Raw genomic sequence first — 15,409 nt, forward strand, 5'->3', positions numbered from 1 at the left:
CTGCAAAACTTTATCAGTCACTTGCATTGACTCACTCACCTGGGAAGGGATACTGAGTTATTAGACCTCTTGCATAATAGGTATATTTTGTTTTAGTGCAAGGCGTCAGCGTTTCGAGGAGCGGAGTTTACATGAAGTCAATGCACCGGAGAAACGCTGACAACGCAGCAATGAGAGAAAAGATGCGGTTATGCAAGAGGTCTATTCAAGATGTTTCCAGTTTGATAACTTATTCCGATGCCGGCAACACCATCAAACGTCGCCCTAATCGATTAGTAGATCGCTTACGAACTTCAGAAATTAAGCGTGTCTTCAAAACCAAAATTACGCATATCTTTTATACGTTGTGGGAAAAGGATACCATCAAGATGATCACATTCATGCTGCACAACTCGGGCATGAAAACCCTCTGCGGTTCGAGTGATTTTATTACCTTGTAAATCGTACCCACTATACGTAATTTTATAAGCACGAGGAACCAAACCCCGTAATCCCGGAATACTTAAACAACCTTCCCAGCTTTCGATATTTTCTTCACTAAGAACCTTATAGCTTGGATTAATCAGAATGGTAAAAGGGACGGGCTGTTCATTTGGGTAACGTTCATTTTTTTCAAAGCCGAACATGATAATTCTTTTATTACACCCTATTTGGGGCGCCGCAATGCCAACGCCTTTTTTTGCCTTCATCGTATCCCGCATATCTTCAATCAGCGTTGGAATTTCAAGACTATGAAAATCATCGACCAGTAATGATGGTGTCGATAACTGCTTATTACCCATTTTCACAATCGATTGATCAGTCATCCCTAAAATCCTGTTTGTTAATAAGTCACTTCCAAACGCGATACCCCAATGCATAGTGGGGACGAATCTATGCAGTACGTTATCATGATGCCACTTAGTTCGGGAAAAATTGATACTACAATACGATTCCTGCAAAGACCACCCTTTTTCTATTTCATCTTCAGCCAACTTTCGAATCCAGCCTGATTTATGCTACAGTCATTTCTTGTTAAATAAACCATTTCTATATGTTTTTTAGGAAGATCAGGATGAAGCAATTTATATTAGCCACCCTTTTTACCCTAAACACACTTCTTATTCAGCCAGTCACAGCAAAAGCACTTTCATCAACCGAAGCACAGATTAGTAGCTATGTTCTTGCCCAACATGAAAATCAACTTAATTTATTGGAAAAGCTTGTCAATATTAACAGCGGTACAGAAAACATTGCAGGAGTTAAACAAGTGGGAAATATTTTAATCCCCCTATTTACTCAGCTTGGTTTTACAACACAATGGATTGATACTCCTCCGACCATGCATCGTGCAGGTACCTTAATTGCCCAACATAAAGGTCATAAAGGTAAACGATTGTTGTTAATTGGCCATATGGACACCGTCTTTCCGATTAACAGCCCTTTACAGAAATTTATTCGTCAGGGTGATCTTGCAACAGGTCCAGGAGTCATCGATGATAAAGGGGGTGTTGTGGTTATTCTTTATGCCTTGCGTGCCCTTCATAAAGCACATGCTTTAGACGATGCCACAATCACCATTATTTTAACAGGTGATGAAGAGGACTCAGGCAAACCAACCTCCATTTCAAGAAAAGCCCTTATAGAAGCAGCGCGGAACAGTGACATTGCCCTCGATTTTGAGTGGGCTGTGACTAATGATACTGCTACCATCGCTCGGCGAGGAATCAGTAATTGGCTCATTAAGACACAAGGTAAAGAAGCACACTCCTCAGAAATTTTTCAGGAAAAAGCCGGTGACGGCGCGATATTTGAATTAGCTCGTATTCTACATCAGATGAGGATTCAACTGTCTTCGGAACAATATCTTTCATTCAATCCCGGTTTAATTTTAGGGGGAACAACAACAAGCTATGAGGTACATCGATCAGCAGGCAACGCTTTTGGCAAAACCAATGTAATTGCCAAAACAGCAATGGCCAAAGGAGATTTACGCTTTCTCTCTACCGCGCAAAAGGAACGTGCTGAAAAAAGAATACTCGCTATCGTCAACCAACACCTGCCTGTAACTAACGCCTCTGTTGCTTTTGAAGAAGGTATTCCAGCCATGCCGCCAACCCCACAAAACTTACAGCTTCTGCAATTATACAGCGAGGCGAGTACTGCTTTAGGTTATGGAGCAATCAAGCCTCTCGATCCGGGCCTGCGGGGAGCTGGCGATATTTCTTACGTCGCCTCTCTGGTCTCTGCTAATTTGGCTGGTTTGGGTCCCGTTGGGACAGGTGCCCATTCCATTAACGAAACATTGAATGTTCCTTCATTGTCGATGCAAACACAACGCGCAGCCCTACTTATGTATCACCTAATTAGTTAAGTACCAGTGTCGTTGACATTTCGCCAGCTTGGGCCGATTTACAAACATCACAGCACAGTTTATATGGTTGTAAATGACCAGCGTAGAGCAGGAAATCAATGCTTTTGGCCAAGATAGCAGAAATGTCAACAGCTCCTAAAGACCGGAGCAACTAATAGATGCAGGGGCCAATGAATTTTACGTTGTTTTTGTGAATCCCCCCACGCACTTTCAAGTTTTTTAAAAACATGAGTAATCGGATTACTTTGCTCACGCTTTTGGTATTCTTTTACTGCTGACCAGGTATTCAAATAACCAATCAACTGGGCAAAATCCATATTTTTTTCAATAACAAAAGTCGGTGCAGCGAGTTTTTCAAAAGGAAAAGGAATTGTACGGTATTCATCATCAATAAAACGTCGCTCTTTGGGCCAATACTCATCGCCTAAAACCGTTTCATAAAGCTCTGTAATACTTTCATCAAGTACAGTAACATCAAACTTCCCGAGTGAATAACACCAAGCGGCAATCATTGCTTCAGGCTTACTAACTCGACGTACTTCCTTGTAGAACAAATCAAAATTAAACCAATGCAACGCTTGTGCAATTGTAATTAAATCAACCGAGTTGGCAAGAATTGGAGTATGTTCCGCAGGACAATTAAGATAAGAGATTGCTTGCTGGCGAGGCGCAACATCTAACTGCGCCTGATTAACATCAGTCGCGATAATTTCTTTAAAATAGTTGGTTAACGCAACAGCAGCTTGTCCGTTACCCGTTCCACAGTCCCAAGCACAATCATGAGTCTTCGCCAGGGAAGATAAATATTGATACAAAGAATTTGGATAGTTAGGTCGAAAATTTAAATAATCAGCAGTCTGCTGGTTAAAATGCTTAATATAATCCATATTAAAAGCCTCCTTGCTGTTGTTATACTTTACCTCGCTGATAGGCTTGGTGCTGAGGTTCGAGACTCTCCTTTATTCTACCTTCTTCGAGCTGGTGCAACCCAATTTTCCCCATTATAGCCACTGTTTCCTTGATATCATAAATCTTGGCTTTGGTCGCTTTAACTGTGATCACTGTCTTTGGATGACTAAGACCGCGATCCAAAACTTCTCTCTTGGATAAACTGGAGTCATCCGCTCTGAATTCCACACGCCCTTTATCCATTTCTGGTAAAAAAGGTTTATTCTTTAAAATACACCGTTTAGCATGGTAATAAGAATTCAATTGCTCGTAAGTAAACTCTGCCTCTACTTTTTGAGTTTCGGAATAGATATTCATCAAATCATTCCTTGGTAATTTTGGATCGTGACACAAGGGTGCTTGAACTTCATTCCAACCAAAGATAATTTGAATCGCTGAACCTAATCGATGTACAAGATAGATTGCCAGAGGAACAGCGGCCAGAATATACAAAGCCGTAGAAGCTGCTATCAGCGGAATCAAGGTGGGCATAATAATAGGAGCGGCTGCTTCCCAAACCGTAGTAGCCAGACCCAAGGTAAAAAATAATTTTGCTACTAAAGATTGCTGATTTAACCAACTAAAAAATCGGCTAAAATCAGACTCTTTTTTACCACTAACCTTATCCATTAAAAAAGCCAAGGACTTATCGACTAAAAAAGCGGTCATGACGCTTGAAACAACAATATTCAACATTAACAATGTCTGAGCTGTCAATGTAGGGATAATCAATGTTAAAGCAAATGCAGGCTGCGAAGAAAATAGCAAGGCAAAAGCAACCGTCAAAGTGAGCTGCATCTTATGGCTTAAAATATAGCGCAACACCGGAAGAATGAGATAATAAAAGGGAATAATGGCGGTGTAATAAAATAAACTTCGCACCATTGTATAAAGGATGAAATTGCGTTTACTACGTGCTTCATTATCGGCTTTCGTATCCACGCCAAGGAATTGTGTTTCAGCAAGGCCAGCATAATTCATGGCGTGGGCAGCCAAGGCATTAGGACCTTCTTTGTCTTTTGGTGGAATAACCTCAATTACATCCCAATCCTCTTTCCAAACACCAAAAGGAGAAACCGGATCATTCTTATTTTTTTGTACACAGACCGGAGGTTTTACGTCTAATTGCTCCCAACGGTCAAAACGACTTTTCCGCCAAGGGAGATAAAGTCCAGCTGGATTTAATATAACAGCACGCGACAGCTTGTCTCCCTGATGAGTAGATAAAATCCCTACTAAAGCGCCTCCCAGGCTAATACCACAAGCATGTACTTTCTGCTGCTGTTTATCCAGCCATTCAATAATTTTTTTATGCCCACTGCGATAAAGCTTCTTTCCAGCGGTTTCAAAAGCTTCCATATCTGTTTTGATTTGGGAGAAAAAACCCTGGCCAGCTGGATAGGTAGTTCCCATGAAAATTAAATGGGGCTCCGCGTCAGGTCGGTTAATGGGCTCAAGACCATAAGCAAACACTCTATCCTCATCTTTGATAAATAAAGCCTTAAAACCCTTCGTTGGTGTTAATTCAATGGGAACTACTTTATAGTCTACTAATTGCCAGCTGTTATTAATCCATTGTGGTATGGCGACAGACTCATAAGGGTTAAGATCACCATAAGGTAAGAGTGATAAGCAATTGCTAAGAAATAATTGTGCCTGTTTAAATTGCAAAGGATTCCTTTCGGGCGACACGTTGGCAACCTGTAACTGAGTACAAACGTGTTGAAATCCCTCTTGAAAAGCTAATCGCATACCGCGCATTAACTCTGGATCACGCCTTAGAAATACCGCTTTAATGACTTGTAAAGAAAGAAGATCTTCCCAACCATTCTGCCAGCCCATCATTAATAGACGTAAGGCATTTCTGGCAATAATGTTTGCTTGTTCCTGCGAAGTGCGTCCATCAGCCGATTTTTCAAAATGGGCTGATGCAAAAAATGGTATATCCAAGCCGCCAGCATACACGTCGCCGTTACCCATATGATCTTACCTTAAGCACCCTAAAATTGGCTCCTATTCTATCACGCTGTCATATAAAATAACAAAATAATCACCAATGCAAATAGCGTTAATTTACATTCAATTCTTCCTCAGGCAAAAAGCCTCCAACCTGTGCGTCCCACATCGATTTGTATAAACCATTTTTGGCAATCAATTCTTCATGACAGCCATCTTCGACAATAACTCCCTCCGCAAACACTAAAATTCTATCCATATGAAGCAATGTTGATAAGCGATGTGCAATGACTAATGTCGTTTTACCCTGCATCAACCCAAGCAGCGATGCTTGAATCGATTCTTCGGTAATCGAGTCCAATTGGGATGTGGCCTCATCAAGAATCAAGATAGCGGCATTTTTAAGAATGGCGCGCGCGATAGCTACTCGCTGTCTTTGTCCACCAGAAAGCTTTACTCCCCTCTCACCAACGAGAGTATCATAGCCTTGTGGCAAACTGCTGATAAAATCATGGCAATGAGCTTGTTGTGCAGCAGCAATAATCTCGGCTCTTGTTGCCCCATCCTTACCAAAGCCTATATTCTGTAACAAACTGCGATGAAATAAAGTTGGGTCTTGCGGAATCATACTAATCGTGTTTCGCAAGGACTCCTGAGTTACCTGCCTGATATCCTGCCCATCAATTAGAATACGACCTTCTTCCACATCAAAAAATCGTAGGATCAGATTAATGAATGTTGTTTTTCCACTCCCGGAATAACCTACTAAACCAACACGTTGCCTAGGTTGAATGACTACCGATTTTTTTTCAAAAATTTGATTACCTTCGTGGTAATGAAAACTCACATTATCAAATTCAATTTTTCCTTTCTTCACTAGCAATCGTTTTGCATCTGGTTCATCAACTATCTCGATAGGTGTAACAATCAAAGATAAAGCCTGTTGGGCTACACCGATTTCACGGAATAAATCAGCCAGTGCATGGCACAAATACCACACCTGGGTCATAATCGCAAAAAAAGAATTAAAAATAAACACCAGATCCCCAGTGGTTATTAAATGACGTTGCCAGAAAGACAAGAGCAGATAAACCATTAGCGCCAGCATGACTGTTACTGGTATATCTAAAAACAAGCGAAAGAGGTTCATGTAAATAGTGAGTTTCTTATTACTTTGTACCTCTCTTTCCTGGCTTTTACTGACGTAGGATAATTCATCGCGGCTACGTGCAAAAAGTTTTACCGCACCAATATTGCTAAGGGTATCAACAATTTTTCCGCTTAATTTGCTTTTATCTTCTGCATTTTCTTCGGCGTAACGATTAATATTACGCGCAAAATAAAAACTAATAAAACCCTGCAAAATAATCCAGGATAATAATAAGACTGTAAACCAACCATTAATTGTAGCCATCAATATCAAGGCAACAATGGTTGCACCGAGAGTAGCTATACCATTCCAACTGATAATCATGCGAATGGCTTCAAGAGCTCGAGGAAGATCATTCACTTTATTAGCGAGACTACCCGCCATTTGATTAGAGAAGTAATGATAAGAATGACGAGATAAATAGTCCAAAACAGACATTCGAACCTGGGCTTGGAATCTTGGTATGACATAGCCTTGCCACCAGTTTTGCAAGCGAATAATGATAATTAAGCCAGCCCAGGCTCCTCCCCCTAACCATAAAGCCGGTGCTACAGCAACAAAAACACTGGTGCGATCACCTTGTTGATTAGTAATTGCATCAATAATCATCTTTAAGGAATAAGGGATAATATTGGTTTCTAAAATGAGTGCTAAGGGGGCTAAAAAAAAGATAGCGAAAGCAATAGGCTGTTTTTTAATAAAATGCCAAAAAAAAGAGGTTAACTTTTTAGGTAACATCTCATTTTCGGCTAAAGTGTAATTTAGTTTCTCTTGCATGGCAGGCAATTAGTTTAATTCAAACCAGAATAACATTAAAATGCTATACCCTACCCTTGTTATTTACACAATAATCGAAAAACCTAATAACAAACCATGCTGGACTGGAATATTGGATAGACGCCAGCTTTCCATAGAGGGATTAGCTCGAATTTTTGGAGCAGCACCAAAAACACCTTGGTATAGTAAATTCAGACTGGTCACTTCAGTAATTGGATAACCAAAACCCGCTTGCACTTCTCCAGCCAACTCTGATTTATTGTCAATCAAATAACTGGCAATTTGCCAGCGCCGGTAAGCAATTCCCCCCTTCACTTGCGTGTAGAGAAGACTTTCAGTGACTGGATTACTATTGGCTGTGATTAATAAGTCCAGCATCGGTTTTACTGTTGTACGAACCACACCACCCAAAACATCCAGAGTACCGTGAGGGATACCCAGACGCATACTTCTACCGTTTTGGACACCAAACTCTATGCCAAAACTACTTTGCGTGGTTGCCAATAATTCTGCTGCAACAGCCATTCGCGCTACCACTGAATGACCATCATTGTGATACATATTTTGATATTCGGTGTAGCCTGTACTGGCAGTAACAGACCAACGATTATCCTCAATTCCTACATCTTCTAATACCACAACTGGTGGCAGCGCCCCATGAGCATGGAGCGACAAAAAACAGCAACATAGAATTGCAGGCCAAGTTCTTCTAATTTTTCTTTTCATTCGTTGCACAAACTAAACTCACAAAAAGACTATGACCCCACTTTATACGGTATTTAGAAAGATTTTTCCACTGGAGAAAGTAACTTTTGTTCCCAAGATGAAATTCCAGGATAGCTTATTGAAAACAACGATAGAAGGCGTCATCGGCATAAACGAATAGTTTTATCTTGTTCACTATCACCTTAAACACAAAGAATGTATTTCTATTGATTAGTATATAATTTTTTAAACGATGTACTTTTCCGCACGTAATAACACAACGACAGGTTTTCATAATTCCTTCATTTCTTTAATGACTATAGATTAAAAAATAACCTGTATCATTGATGACAATAAGAAAACAACAAAACCACTATGTAATTCATCTTGATCTTAAACAGGATAAAAGCGATGATTTTTTCTTTTCGATGGTTAAGGAGTTGGGGTGGAACACGAAAGAATGGAATATGATGTGGTCATTGTCGGCGCAGGACCCGCTGGCTTATCAGCGGGTATAAAATTAAAACAATTGGCCAGCAAGGAAAATAAAGAGCTTCGTGTGTGCATCCTCGAAAAAGGAGCTCAAGTCGGCGCTCATACGCTTTCAGGAGCAGTCCTTGAACCTCGCAGTTTGAAGGAATTATTACCTGATACCTGGCAAGACGCCCCATTAGACACACCAGTTAACCAGGATTTATTTTATTTTCTTAGCAGCAAACGCGCTTATCGCCTCCCTACTCCAAAACAAATGAAAAATCATGGAAATTACATAATCAGCTTAGGGGAGCTTTGTCAGTTTCTAGCAACCCAAGCTGAAAACCTTGGTTGTGAAATTTATCCGGGTTTCGCAGCAACAGAGGTTTTGTACAATGAAAAGGGACAAGTCATCGGTGTAGCAACAGGAGATGTGGGCGTTGATAAAAGCGGTAATAAAACAGCGAATTATCAGGCCGGGATGCATTTGCATGCCAAGCAAACCCTTTTTGCAGAGGGTTGCCGTGGTCAGCTCAGCCAAATGTTAATGCATCGTTTTCATTTACGTAATGATGCTCAACCCCAAACTTATGGTTTGGGAATCAAAGAAATATGGCAAGTTTCAGCTGACAAGCATCAGCGCGGTAAAGTGATACACACGGTCGGTTGGCCTCTTGATAATGCAACCTACGGTGGTTCTTTTATTTATCACTTATCAAAAAACCGAGTGGCAATTGGTTTTGTCGTCGGTTTAGATTACAAAAACCCCTGGTTAAATCCTTTTGCTGAGCTCCAACGCTTTAAAACCCATCCTTTTGTATCTGAATTGCTAAAAGATGGTGAACGTATTAGCTATGGGGCAAGAGCTTTGAATGAAGGTGGTTGGCAAGCAATGCCTAAACTCAGCTTCCCTGGCGGAGCATTAATTGGTGATGCAGCCAGTTTTCTAAACGTACCCAAAATTAAAGGTATCCATACCTCCATGCAATCTGGCATGCTTGCGGCAGAAGCCTGTTTCGAACTTCTAAAGAACGAGCAGACTTCACAAGCAGAACTCAGCGCGTATCCAGAAAAAGTCAAGCAGTCCTGGCTTGCTGAGGAATTATATAAAGTAAGAAACATTCGCCCGGGTTTCCGCTATGGTTTATGGATTGGCCTATTCAATGCTGCCTTTGAAACCTATGTCAGCCATGGTAAATCCCCATGGACTTTAAAAAATCACGCTGATTATTCAACACTGCTTCCCGCCGCCAAAGCTAAAAAAATTGAGTATCCAAAACCAGACGGCGTCCTTACTTTTGATCGGCTTTCTTCGGTTTATTTATCAAATACGTATCATGAGGAAAACCAACCTTGTCATTTAAAACTTCGTGATCCCAAACTCGCGATAGAAGTTAATTATCGGCAATATAATTCCCCTGAAACACGCTACTGCCCTGCTGCTGTCTACGAGATTGTTGAAGAAGAAGCTGGCCCCAGGTTACAGATCAATGCCCAAAACTGCATTCATTGCAAAACCTGCGACATCAAAGACCCTCGTCAAAACATTCTCTGGTGCGCGCCAGAAGGGGGTGGTGGACCGAATTATGTGAGCATGTAATTCATTAGACTTCTTCAGGAGCGCTACTATAGAAGAGAATTGCTTCGCCTATACGGTGTTTCAACTCTTATTGTACTTACCGTATACACTCTATTTCTGCGCTCCGTATCTCCTGGCTCTTTTCTCTTTGCAGCAAGGTTCTGAAGAAGTCTATTAACCAATAATGCAAGTTCAAGATTATTGTTATTTCAGATTGATGGCGTTAGACTTGCTACGGTTTATGAAGTCCCGGTGGCACAGCTGGATAGCGCAGCCCCCTCCTAAGGGGCAGGTCGGAGGTTCGAATCCTCTCCGGGACGCCAATGGAATCAATGGGTTAGCGAATATCCTCTTCTAAATAAAAGCCAATTTATATTTAAGGGATAACCACAGGGATAACCAATTCAAATGCTACATAAATTTTTAACATACGTTACTCTTTCCAACATTAAAGATTTGGTTACTATTTTTACTCTTTTAATTGGCGCATACGTGGCTTTAAAAGGATTAAAAGCATGGAAAACACAACTTAAAGGAAATCAAGATTATAATTTAGCAAAATCAATGTCCCTCAATTTACGTAAGTACATTGAATCTTTACATCAATTTAGACATCCTGCTATTTGGGGTGGTGAATATCCAGAATTTACTGAAGAAGAACTCAAAGCAATGTCATACAAAGAAAAGCATCACAAAGAAATTAGTAATGCTTATCAAAAACGCTGGGATCATGTTATTCAAAAAAAAATAATGCTCCAAGAAAACCTATTAGAGAGCCAAGTAATCTGGGAAAAGGATTTAACCCCATATTTCCAACAACTTTTTAAACTCGAATTTCAATTAGTAAACGCGATTAGTAGATATATCGAAACACTTAAACCATCGCCTACACATCATGCTGTTGAGAAAACTATACATGATCTTGTTTGGGATCAATTTGATGATGACCCGTTTCGTACAAAACTTGCTCCGATAGTTACCTCAATTGAAGGTTACATAAAACCTCATCTCAAGTTGAAATAATGAACCCGAAAAAAAACATACGTAATAGTCTCTAGTTTAAGAGTCTTTTATTACTTTTCTGTATAAACTTTTTCTCATCTTTTTCAGCTTTTTTTCATATAAAGTAAGTAATTTTTCAATCACTAATAGATATTCCTGAGTTTTTTCTTTAGGAAAACCATTTGCTCTTCTATTATGTGCGTATATCTCTGGTGTTGCCATATTTTCGGGATCTAAGAGAAGATAGGTTCCTATAAACTCATAGGCCTGTTCATCCTCAGCATATCCTGCATGCGCTAAGTAAGTGTGTCGAATTTTCATTAATTCGTCATGAATTTTTTTTTCTTTAACATCAAACACATCAATTCCTAGCTGACTTCGTCCTGAATCAGTGCTAACAAATGTTCGGGCATATGACATAATTGCCGCTCTATAGAGTGCATCATAAATTAAATCTGCTGGATTTCTATCTTCATTAAAATTTAAATAAGTTATTATAGGTCTTTCCTCGTTTAGTGTAAGTTTTAAGCAATCTTTAGCGAACTTTATATCTTCATAAGAAGAATTAACTTCACTAAAACGTTGCGCTTCCATAGAAATTAAAGGCACTACTTTGGCATTACGATTATCTATTTTAAATGAATACAGAACAGCTTCTGTATTCATTCTTCTTTTAAAATCTTTTTTTTTCTCGGCCCGCTTATATAAAGTCTTAATAAATGATAAAGCTAATAAAATTTTTAAGATAAGTTTCATTGACAATATCCTTATTTCCTTTTGCTCGGTAGTATAATTATAGTTAAGAGACGGTATGTAAAAATAACTTTCCTGAACACAAAATATGGCAAAGTTGATAGGTGTCAGAAAAGAAAAAATCGAAGTAAAGAACTCAAATAAACTTTATCTAACTGTTCATATAATTATCGGTCATACCATATTTGGTTCGTTTTTATATGATAAAGCTTAGACAAATTAAAAGAACTTACACTCAACTGCAATAAATACGAATCTCGTCTAAAATTAGTTATACATTATTAACCAAATTAATTTTATGAGACCAGGAAAAATATTGTACAAATATCGTCCTATTAATGAATTTACAAAAAGATTAATTATTCAGGGCGAACTTTATTTTTCTAAATTTAGTGAACAAAATGATCCTAATGAAGCTATTTTTGATTACCCAAGCGAAACTGATATCTTGATTGAACAACATGAATTGGATCTGTTTCCAAATTTTATTAAGAAAAAAGACTCACCCGATGGTAGGATCCATTTGAAAGTTTCTGGTAGAACCGCAGCTAAACATGTTAGACGGCGTATTGATTCTATGTATGGAATTCTTTGTCTTACAAAGGATCCTCGTAACTTGCTAATGTTTGATTATTATGGAGGGGGACACAAAGGTATTTGCATTGGCCTAGAGTGGAAAAAATTAGGATTAATTTATAGAGGATCTAATAAACATCAACTTCCCCGCCAAGTTCATTACGGCACCACTCCTCCATTAATGAGATCAGGATACGACTTCGATAAGGTACTGTATAGTAAATGGATAAAATATCGACATGAAAAAGAATTTCGGATGATATTTACTCCTGGTATATATACCTCCCCTGTGAACGTTTTAACTGCTATAAAACAAATTATTTTTGGTGTAGCAATTAGTGAAGAAAATCGAGAGTTAGTGAGATCATGGGTAAATAATAATTCCCTTAAAGTGGAGTTTTATCAGTCTAAATTAAAAAATAATTCATACGAATTAGATCTTATAAACATCACTTAAAACTACCATCATATTGTCACACCTCGATCACCTGTAAACAATGCTCATGGCACTATTTAGTTTTTTCCATAAGTTTTATATAAATATCTAAGTATTTTTCAGCTAGTGTCCCAGAAATATAAATTTGTAGGTTTTGGCACATTTCATCTAACTCTGTAGGTGCCTTAAAATAAAGTTTGGAATATTCCTTTAGAAAAGCTTGAGATGAATCTTTTTGCATCTCAGTAAGTTTATTGTATTGCTTTTTAGCTAATAATCGTTGGTCATTAATAAATTCTCTCCCCGTAACACTATCCTGCATGTTTTTATTATATCTAAATTGGGAAGCAACTGATAAATTCTGCCAAACATAAGCCATAACAAAATTTTGGGGAATCCCTATACCACGATAATATAAATCTGCTAATGTTCCTTGCGCTGCAGGATTACCATGCTTCGCGGCTCGATCTAGCCAATAAAACGCCAAGGTAAGGTTAGGGAGAATTTTAGATACACCAGCAATATTATTTGAGTCATTATTTGATTTATATTTCTCCGTTAGATTCGCAGAATGTAAATAAATTTCACCAAGATTATTTTCAGCTAAAACGGAATGATTTTCAGCGGCTTTTTTATAGTTCTCAATAGATTTTAGTAAATCGCTAAGTTTACCTTTGGAACGAAACCACAGAGAACCGCTTTTAAATTTATTGTCATGTAACAAACCTAAAGCGAAATAAGACAGAGTATAATCATATTTTGATGATTTCGTGAAAGCATCTACTACTATATCAAATTGTTTCTGATCATGGATAAACTCAAATTCGCATAAACCAATAAGGTAATAATAGTAACCAGGGTTTTCTTTTAAAACTTTTTGATTATTTATATCTTTATTGCATTGAGCAGATGCATATGCTGGCAGCACCGACCAAAACAGTAAAAATACTAAAGTACATAAGCTGATGCCAATAAGTTTAATTATATTTTTCATTCAAAATCTCTTTATATTTACTTTAAATCCTAAAAGACAATTTTATGTATCTTCCCGACAACGAGCTTCCATTTTATTGAGATCCATATTCAAGCCTTCAGCTAAGGATTTGGGAAGTGTGCAATTAAGATTCGCTAGAGAGGTAAATTGATAAATACTTTTGCATTCATTAGCTTTATGTAGATAAAATTTCTTTCTATCTTCAGGAGAATGACTAAATACATAATCGGTCAATGATTTAGCTTCCCTTAAGCAATTTTCATAAGCAGTTTTCATTCTTTGATTTTCGCTTACACAAGCTTTTGCCCATGCTCTCTCATACATATTTGAAACAACTGTTAAGCAAGAAGAGGTTTTTTCTTGTTGCTTTTTGGCTTTAAGGATTTGCGCTTCTTCATAAATTCGATGCTTTTCATCCTTAGCTTTTATTTCATTATTTATTTGAATTCGGTTCCAAACTTGATAAGAAATAAAAATTAATATAGCCAATAGAAATGCACTAGCATAAATACAATGAATTATATAATTTGGTTTTGTATTCGTTGTTTCGTTATTCATTTTAAGTCTCGCTAAATTTATTGAACACAATTTGGGATAGTAGAGCATATTTGCTGTGCCAATTTGTTGGCAAACTTTATTCTTGGCCTGAACTCATCAAAATCTTCCAAAACCAGGGCTATATCTTGGAGACTTATAGGAATAAGAATATCCGCGTTTTGCGTAGCTTTCAGACATGAGTAATACAGATAAGCCGCAGCGTGTACGATGGAAAAACGATCTGATTTGTAAAAGAAATAGATAGTAGAAATTAAAATAAACCCAAGAGATATTCTTAATTCGGGTGAAGAAAAAATAGACAAAATATGATTGGAGTTTTCAGCCGCAAACCCGACTGAGGTTGTTAATAACAAAAAAATAAAAGCAAAAAAATAACGCATAGAAGTAGTCTCTATTTAAGTTTATTACATCAACTTCGACCACCTCGAATATATTATTATTCTGAGATTATTATTGAGCATAGTCCTACTATGCTTATTCTGAGCACGTCGATTTAAATTTATAAGGGTTTATTTAGAAAGGCCGGCATTCTATGAAAAAAAACCAGCAATGTAAATATTTTATCCAATACAGAATAATCAAAGTAGAATTATAGATTTATTATTAGATTTTTAGATTACAAAAAATAAAAATCGATTAAATAAATGACATATTTCACTGTAACATAAGTACCCCGTAGCAGAAGAGTCTTTCTTCCAGTTACACAAAAATTTGGTAATATATGACTCTCTAATAGTGGGTCATTACTACCACAAAGCCGACATATATTGTTCATGGGTTTATTTCCCTATAAATTCTTACCTTTATGGTATACGTTTGTGGGTAATTAAATTGATTGGTATTAAGGCTTAAAAATTTTTTTGAATATTTGCAAGAAATTTTCTTGCAATATTTACTAAGTTTATCTGATTGATACTTAAGCAATAATTCATATTAGCATCATTGGAAGTTGCAAATATCAGGACACGATGTCCGGGAAAAGGGAGCCAGCACATGGATGTGCTGGCACAGGAAGTGAAATTTGCAACTTACCAAACCAATTTAATCGTCCAGTAAATCCCCCTTCTTAACCACCCCATAGCGAATGCCTACAATAATTGCACTGGTTATATTCCTGCATCCTAATTTTTTAAAGATAGCTTGCCGAT

General features: G+C 37.9%; 13 protein-coding genes and 1 tRNA gene. 5 read left to right on the plus strand and 9 right to left on the minus strand.

Annotated features, from left to right (window positions below):
* Positions 1-293 precede the first annotated feature (293 nt).
* A complete protein-coding gene (def, locus tag ACN4Z1_RS15615) occupies positions 294-806 on the minus strand; it encodes a peptide deformylase (RefSeq protein WP_115221485.1) in 513 nt (170 codons plus the stop codon).
* Between the two features lie 248 nt (positions 807-1,054).
* On the opposite strand from def, the gene ACN4Z1_RS15620 reads away from it, so the two are divergent.
* On the plus strand, positions 1,055-2,353 hold the full coding sequence (locus ACN4Z1_RS15620) for a M20 family metallopeptidase (protein ID WP_419388005.1): 1,299 nt from the start codon (positions 1,055-1,057) through the stop codon (positions 2,351-2,353).
* A 125-nt stretch (positions 2,354-2,478) separates the two neighbouring features.
* Here the strand turns inward: ACN4Z1_RS15620 and ACN4Z1_RS15625 are convergent, their stop codons facing one another.
* From ACN4Z1_RS15625 to ACN4Z1_RS15640, 4 genes are all read right to left on the minus strand, one after another.
* Entirely contained in the window at positions 2,479-3,240 is a 762-nt protein-coding gene (locus ACN4Z1_RS15625; protein WP_228363832.1) for a class I SAM-dependent methyltransferase, read from the minus strand.
* 22 nt (positions 3,241-3,262) lie between these two features.
* The gene (locus ACN4Z1_RS15630) at positions 3,263-5,281 is read right to left on the minus strand and encodes a hypothetical protein (RefSeq protein WP_228363831.1); all 2,019 of its coding nucleotides are present in this window, start codon (positions 5,279-5,281) and stop codon (positions 3,263-3,265) included.
* Between the two features lie 88 nt (positions 5,282-5,369).
* Entirely contained in the window at positions 5,370-7,184 is a 1,815-nt protein-coding gene (locus tag ACN4Z1_RS15635; RefSeq protein ID WP_419423052.1) for an ABC transporter ATP-binding protein, read from the minus strand.
* A 63-nt stretch (positions 7,185-7,247) separates the two neighbouring features.
* Positions 7,248-7,910, minus strand: coding sequence for a DUF3187 family protein (locus ACN4Z1_RS15640; RefSeq protein WP_228363829.1), 663 nt, complete (start codon positions 7,908-7,910; stop codon positions 7,248-7,250).
* Between the two features lie 424 nt (positions 7,911-8,334).
* Between ACN4Z1_RS15640 and ACN4Z1_RS15645 the strand changes: the two genes are divergently transcribed.
* The 3 genes from ACN4Z1_RS15645 (at position 8,335) to ACN4Z1_RS15655 (ending at position 10,965) form a co-directional block, all read left to right on the plus strand.
* On the plus strand, positions 8,335-9,963 hold the full coding sequence (locus tag ACN4Z1_RS15645; RefSeq protein WP_419388007.1) for an electron transfer flavoprotein-ubiquinone oxidoreductase: 1,629 nt from the start codon (positions 8,335-8,337) through the stop codon (positions 9,961-9,963).
* 225 nt (positions 9,964-10,188) lie between these two features.
* Positions 10,189-10,265: transfer RNA gene (locus ACN4Z1_RS15650), tRNA-Arg, on the plus strand.
* Positions 10,266-10,350: 85 nt separating this feature from the next.
* A complete protein-coding gene (locus ACN4Z1_RS15655; protein WP_419388008.1) occupies positions 10,351-10,965 on the plus strand; it encodes a hypothetical protein in 615 nt (204 codons plus the stop codon).
* Between the two features lie 36 nt (positions 10,966-11,001).
* On the opposite strand, the gene ACN4Z1_RS15660 is transcribed toward ACN4Z1_RS15655, so the two are convergent.
* Positions 11,002-11,700: a hypothetical protein gene (locus tag ACN4Z1_RS15660; protein ID WP_419388009.1), complete on the minus strand. Its 699-nt coding sequence runs from the start codon at positions 11,698-11,700 to the stop codon at positions 11,002-11,004.
* A 313-nt stretch (positions 11,701-12,013) separates the two neighbouring features.
* Here ACN4Z1_RS15660 and ACN4Z1_RS15665 point away from each other — a divergent pair, with 313 nt between their 5' ends.
* Entirely contained in the window at positions 12,014-12,730 is a 717-nt protein-coding gene (locus ACN4Z1_RS15665; protein WP_419388010.1) for a DUF2971 domain-containing protein, read from the plus strand.
* 52 nt (positions 12,731-12,782) lie between these two features.
* Here ACN4Z1_RS15665 and ACN4Z1_RS15670 read toward each other — a convergent pair whose 3' ends face one another.
* From ACN4Z1_RS15670 to ACN4Z1_RS15680, 3 genes are read right to left on the minus strand one after another with little or no spacing between them, the layout of a single operon-like run.
* Positions 12,783-13,703 carry a tetratricopeptide repeat protein gene (locus ACN4Z1_RS15670; RefSeq protein ID WP_419388011.1) on the minus strand — a complete coding sequence of 307 codons (921 nt, stop codon included), beginning with the start codon at positions 13,701-13,703 and terminating at the stop codon, positions 12,783-12,785.
* Positions 13,704-13,745: 42 nt separating this feature from the next.
* Complete coding sequence (locus ACN4Z1_RS15675; protein WP_419388012.1) at positions 13,746-14,261, minus strand: hypothetical protein; 516 nt, start codon at positions 14,259-14,261, stop codon at positions 13,746-13,748.
* A gap of 17 nt (positions 14,262-14,278) precedes the next feature.
* Positions 14,279-14,641: a hypothetical protein gene (locus ACN4Z1_RS15680; protein WP_419388013.1), complete on the minus strand. Its 363-nt coding sequence runs from the start codon at positions 14,639-14,641 to the stop codon at positions 14,279-14,281.
* Between the last annotated feature and the right edge of the window lie 768 nt (positions 14,642-15,409).

The organism is Legionella sp. ST3F1, assembly GCF_048553315.1.
GTDB lineage: Bacteria > Pseudomonadota > Gammaproteobacteria > Legionellales > Legionellaceae > Tatlockia > Tatlockia donaldsonii.

Excerpts from the sequence above, each read along its gene's own strand:
- ACN4Z1_RS15675 (WP_419388012.1), bottom strand. The coding sequence starts at position 14,261 with ATGAATAACGAAACAACGAATACAAAACCAAATTATATAATTCATTGT.
- ACN4Z1_RS15620 (WP_419388005.1), top strand. The coding sequence starts at position 1,055 with ATGAAGCAATTTATATTAGCCACCCTTTTTACCCTAAACACACTTCTT.
- ACN4Z1_RS15660 (WP_419388009.1), bottom strand. The coding sequence starts at position 11,700 with ATGAAACTTATCTTAAAAATTTTATTAGCTTTATCATTTATTAAGACT.
- ACN4Z1_RS15625 (WP_228363832.1), bottom strand. The coding sequence starts at position 3,240 with ATGGATTATATTAAGCATTTTAACCAGCAGACTGCTGATTATTTAAAT.
- ACN4Z1_RS15630 (WP_228363831.1), bottom strand. The coding sequence starts at position 5,281 with ATGGGTAACGGCGACGTGTATGCTGGCGGCTTGGATATACCATTTTTT.
- ACN4Z1_RS15640 (WP_228363829.1), bottom strand. The coding sequence starts at position 7,910 with ATGAAAAGAAAAATTAGAAGAACTTGGCCTGCAATTCTATGTTGCTGT.
- ACN4Z1_RS15670 (WP_419388011.1), bottom strand. The coding sequence starts at position 13,703 with ATGAAAAATATAATTAAACTTATTGGCATCAGCTTATGTACTTTAGTA.
- def (WP_115221485.1), bottom strand. The coding sequence starts at position 806 with ATGACTGATCAATCGATTGTGAAAATGGGTAATAAGCAGTTATCGACA.
- ACN4Z1_RS15680 (WP_419388013.1), bottom strand. The coding sequence starts at position 14,641 with ATGCGTTATTTTTTTGCTTTTATTTTTTTGTTATTAACAACCTCAGTC.
- ACN4Z1_RS15635 (WP_419423052.1), bottom strand. The coding sequence starts at position 7,184 with ATGCAAGAGAAACTAAATTACACTTTAGCCGAAAATGAGATGTTACCT.
- ACN4Z1_RS15655 (WP_419388008.1), top strand. The coding sequence starts at position 10,351 with ATGCTACATAAATTTTTAACATACGTTACTCTTTCCAACATTAAAGAT.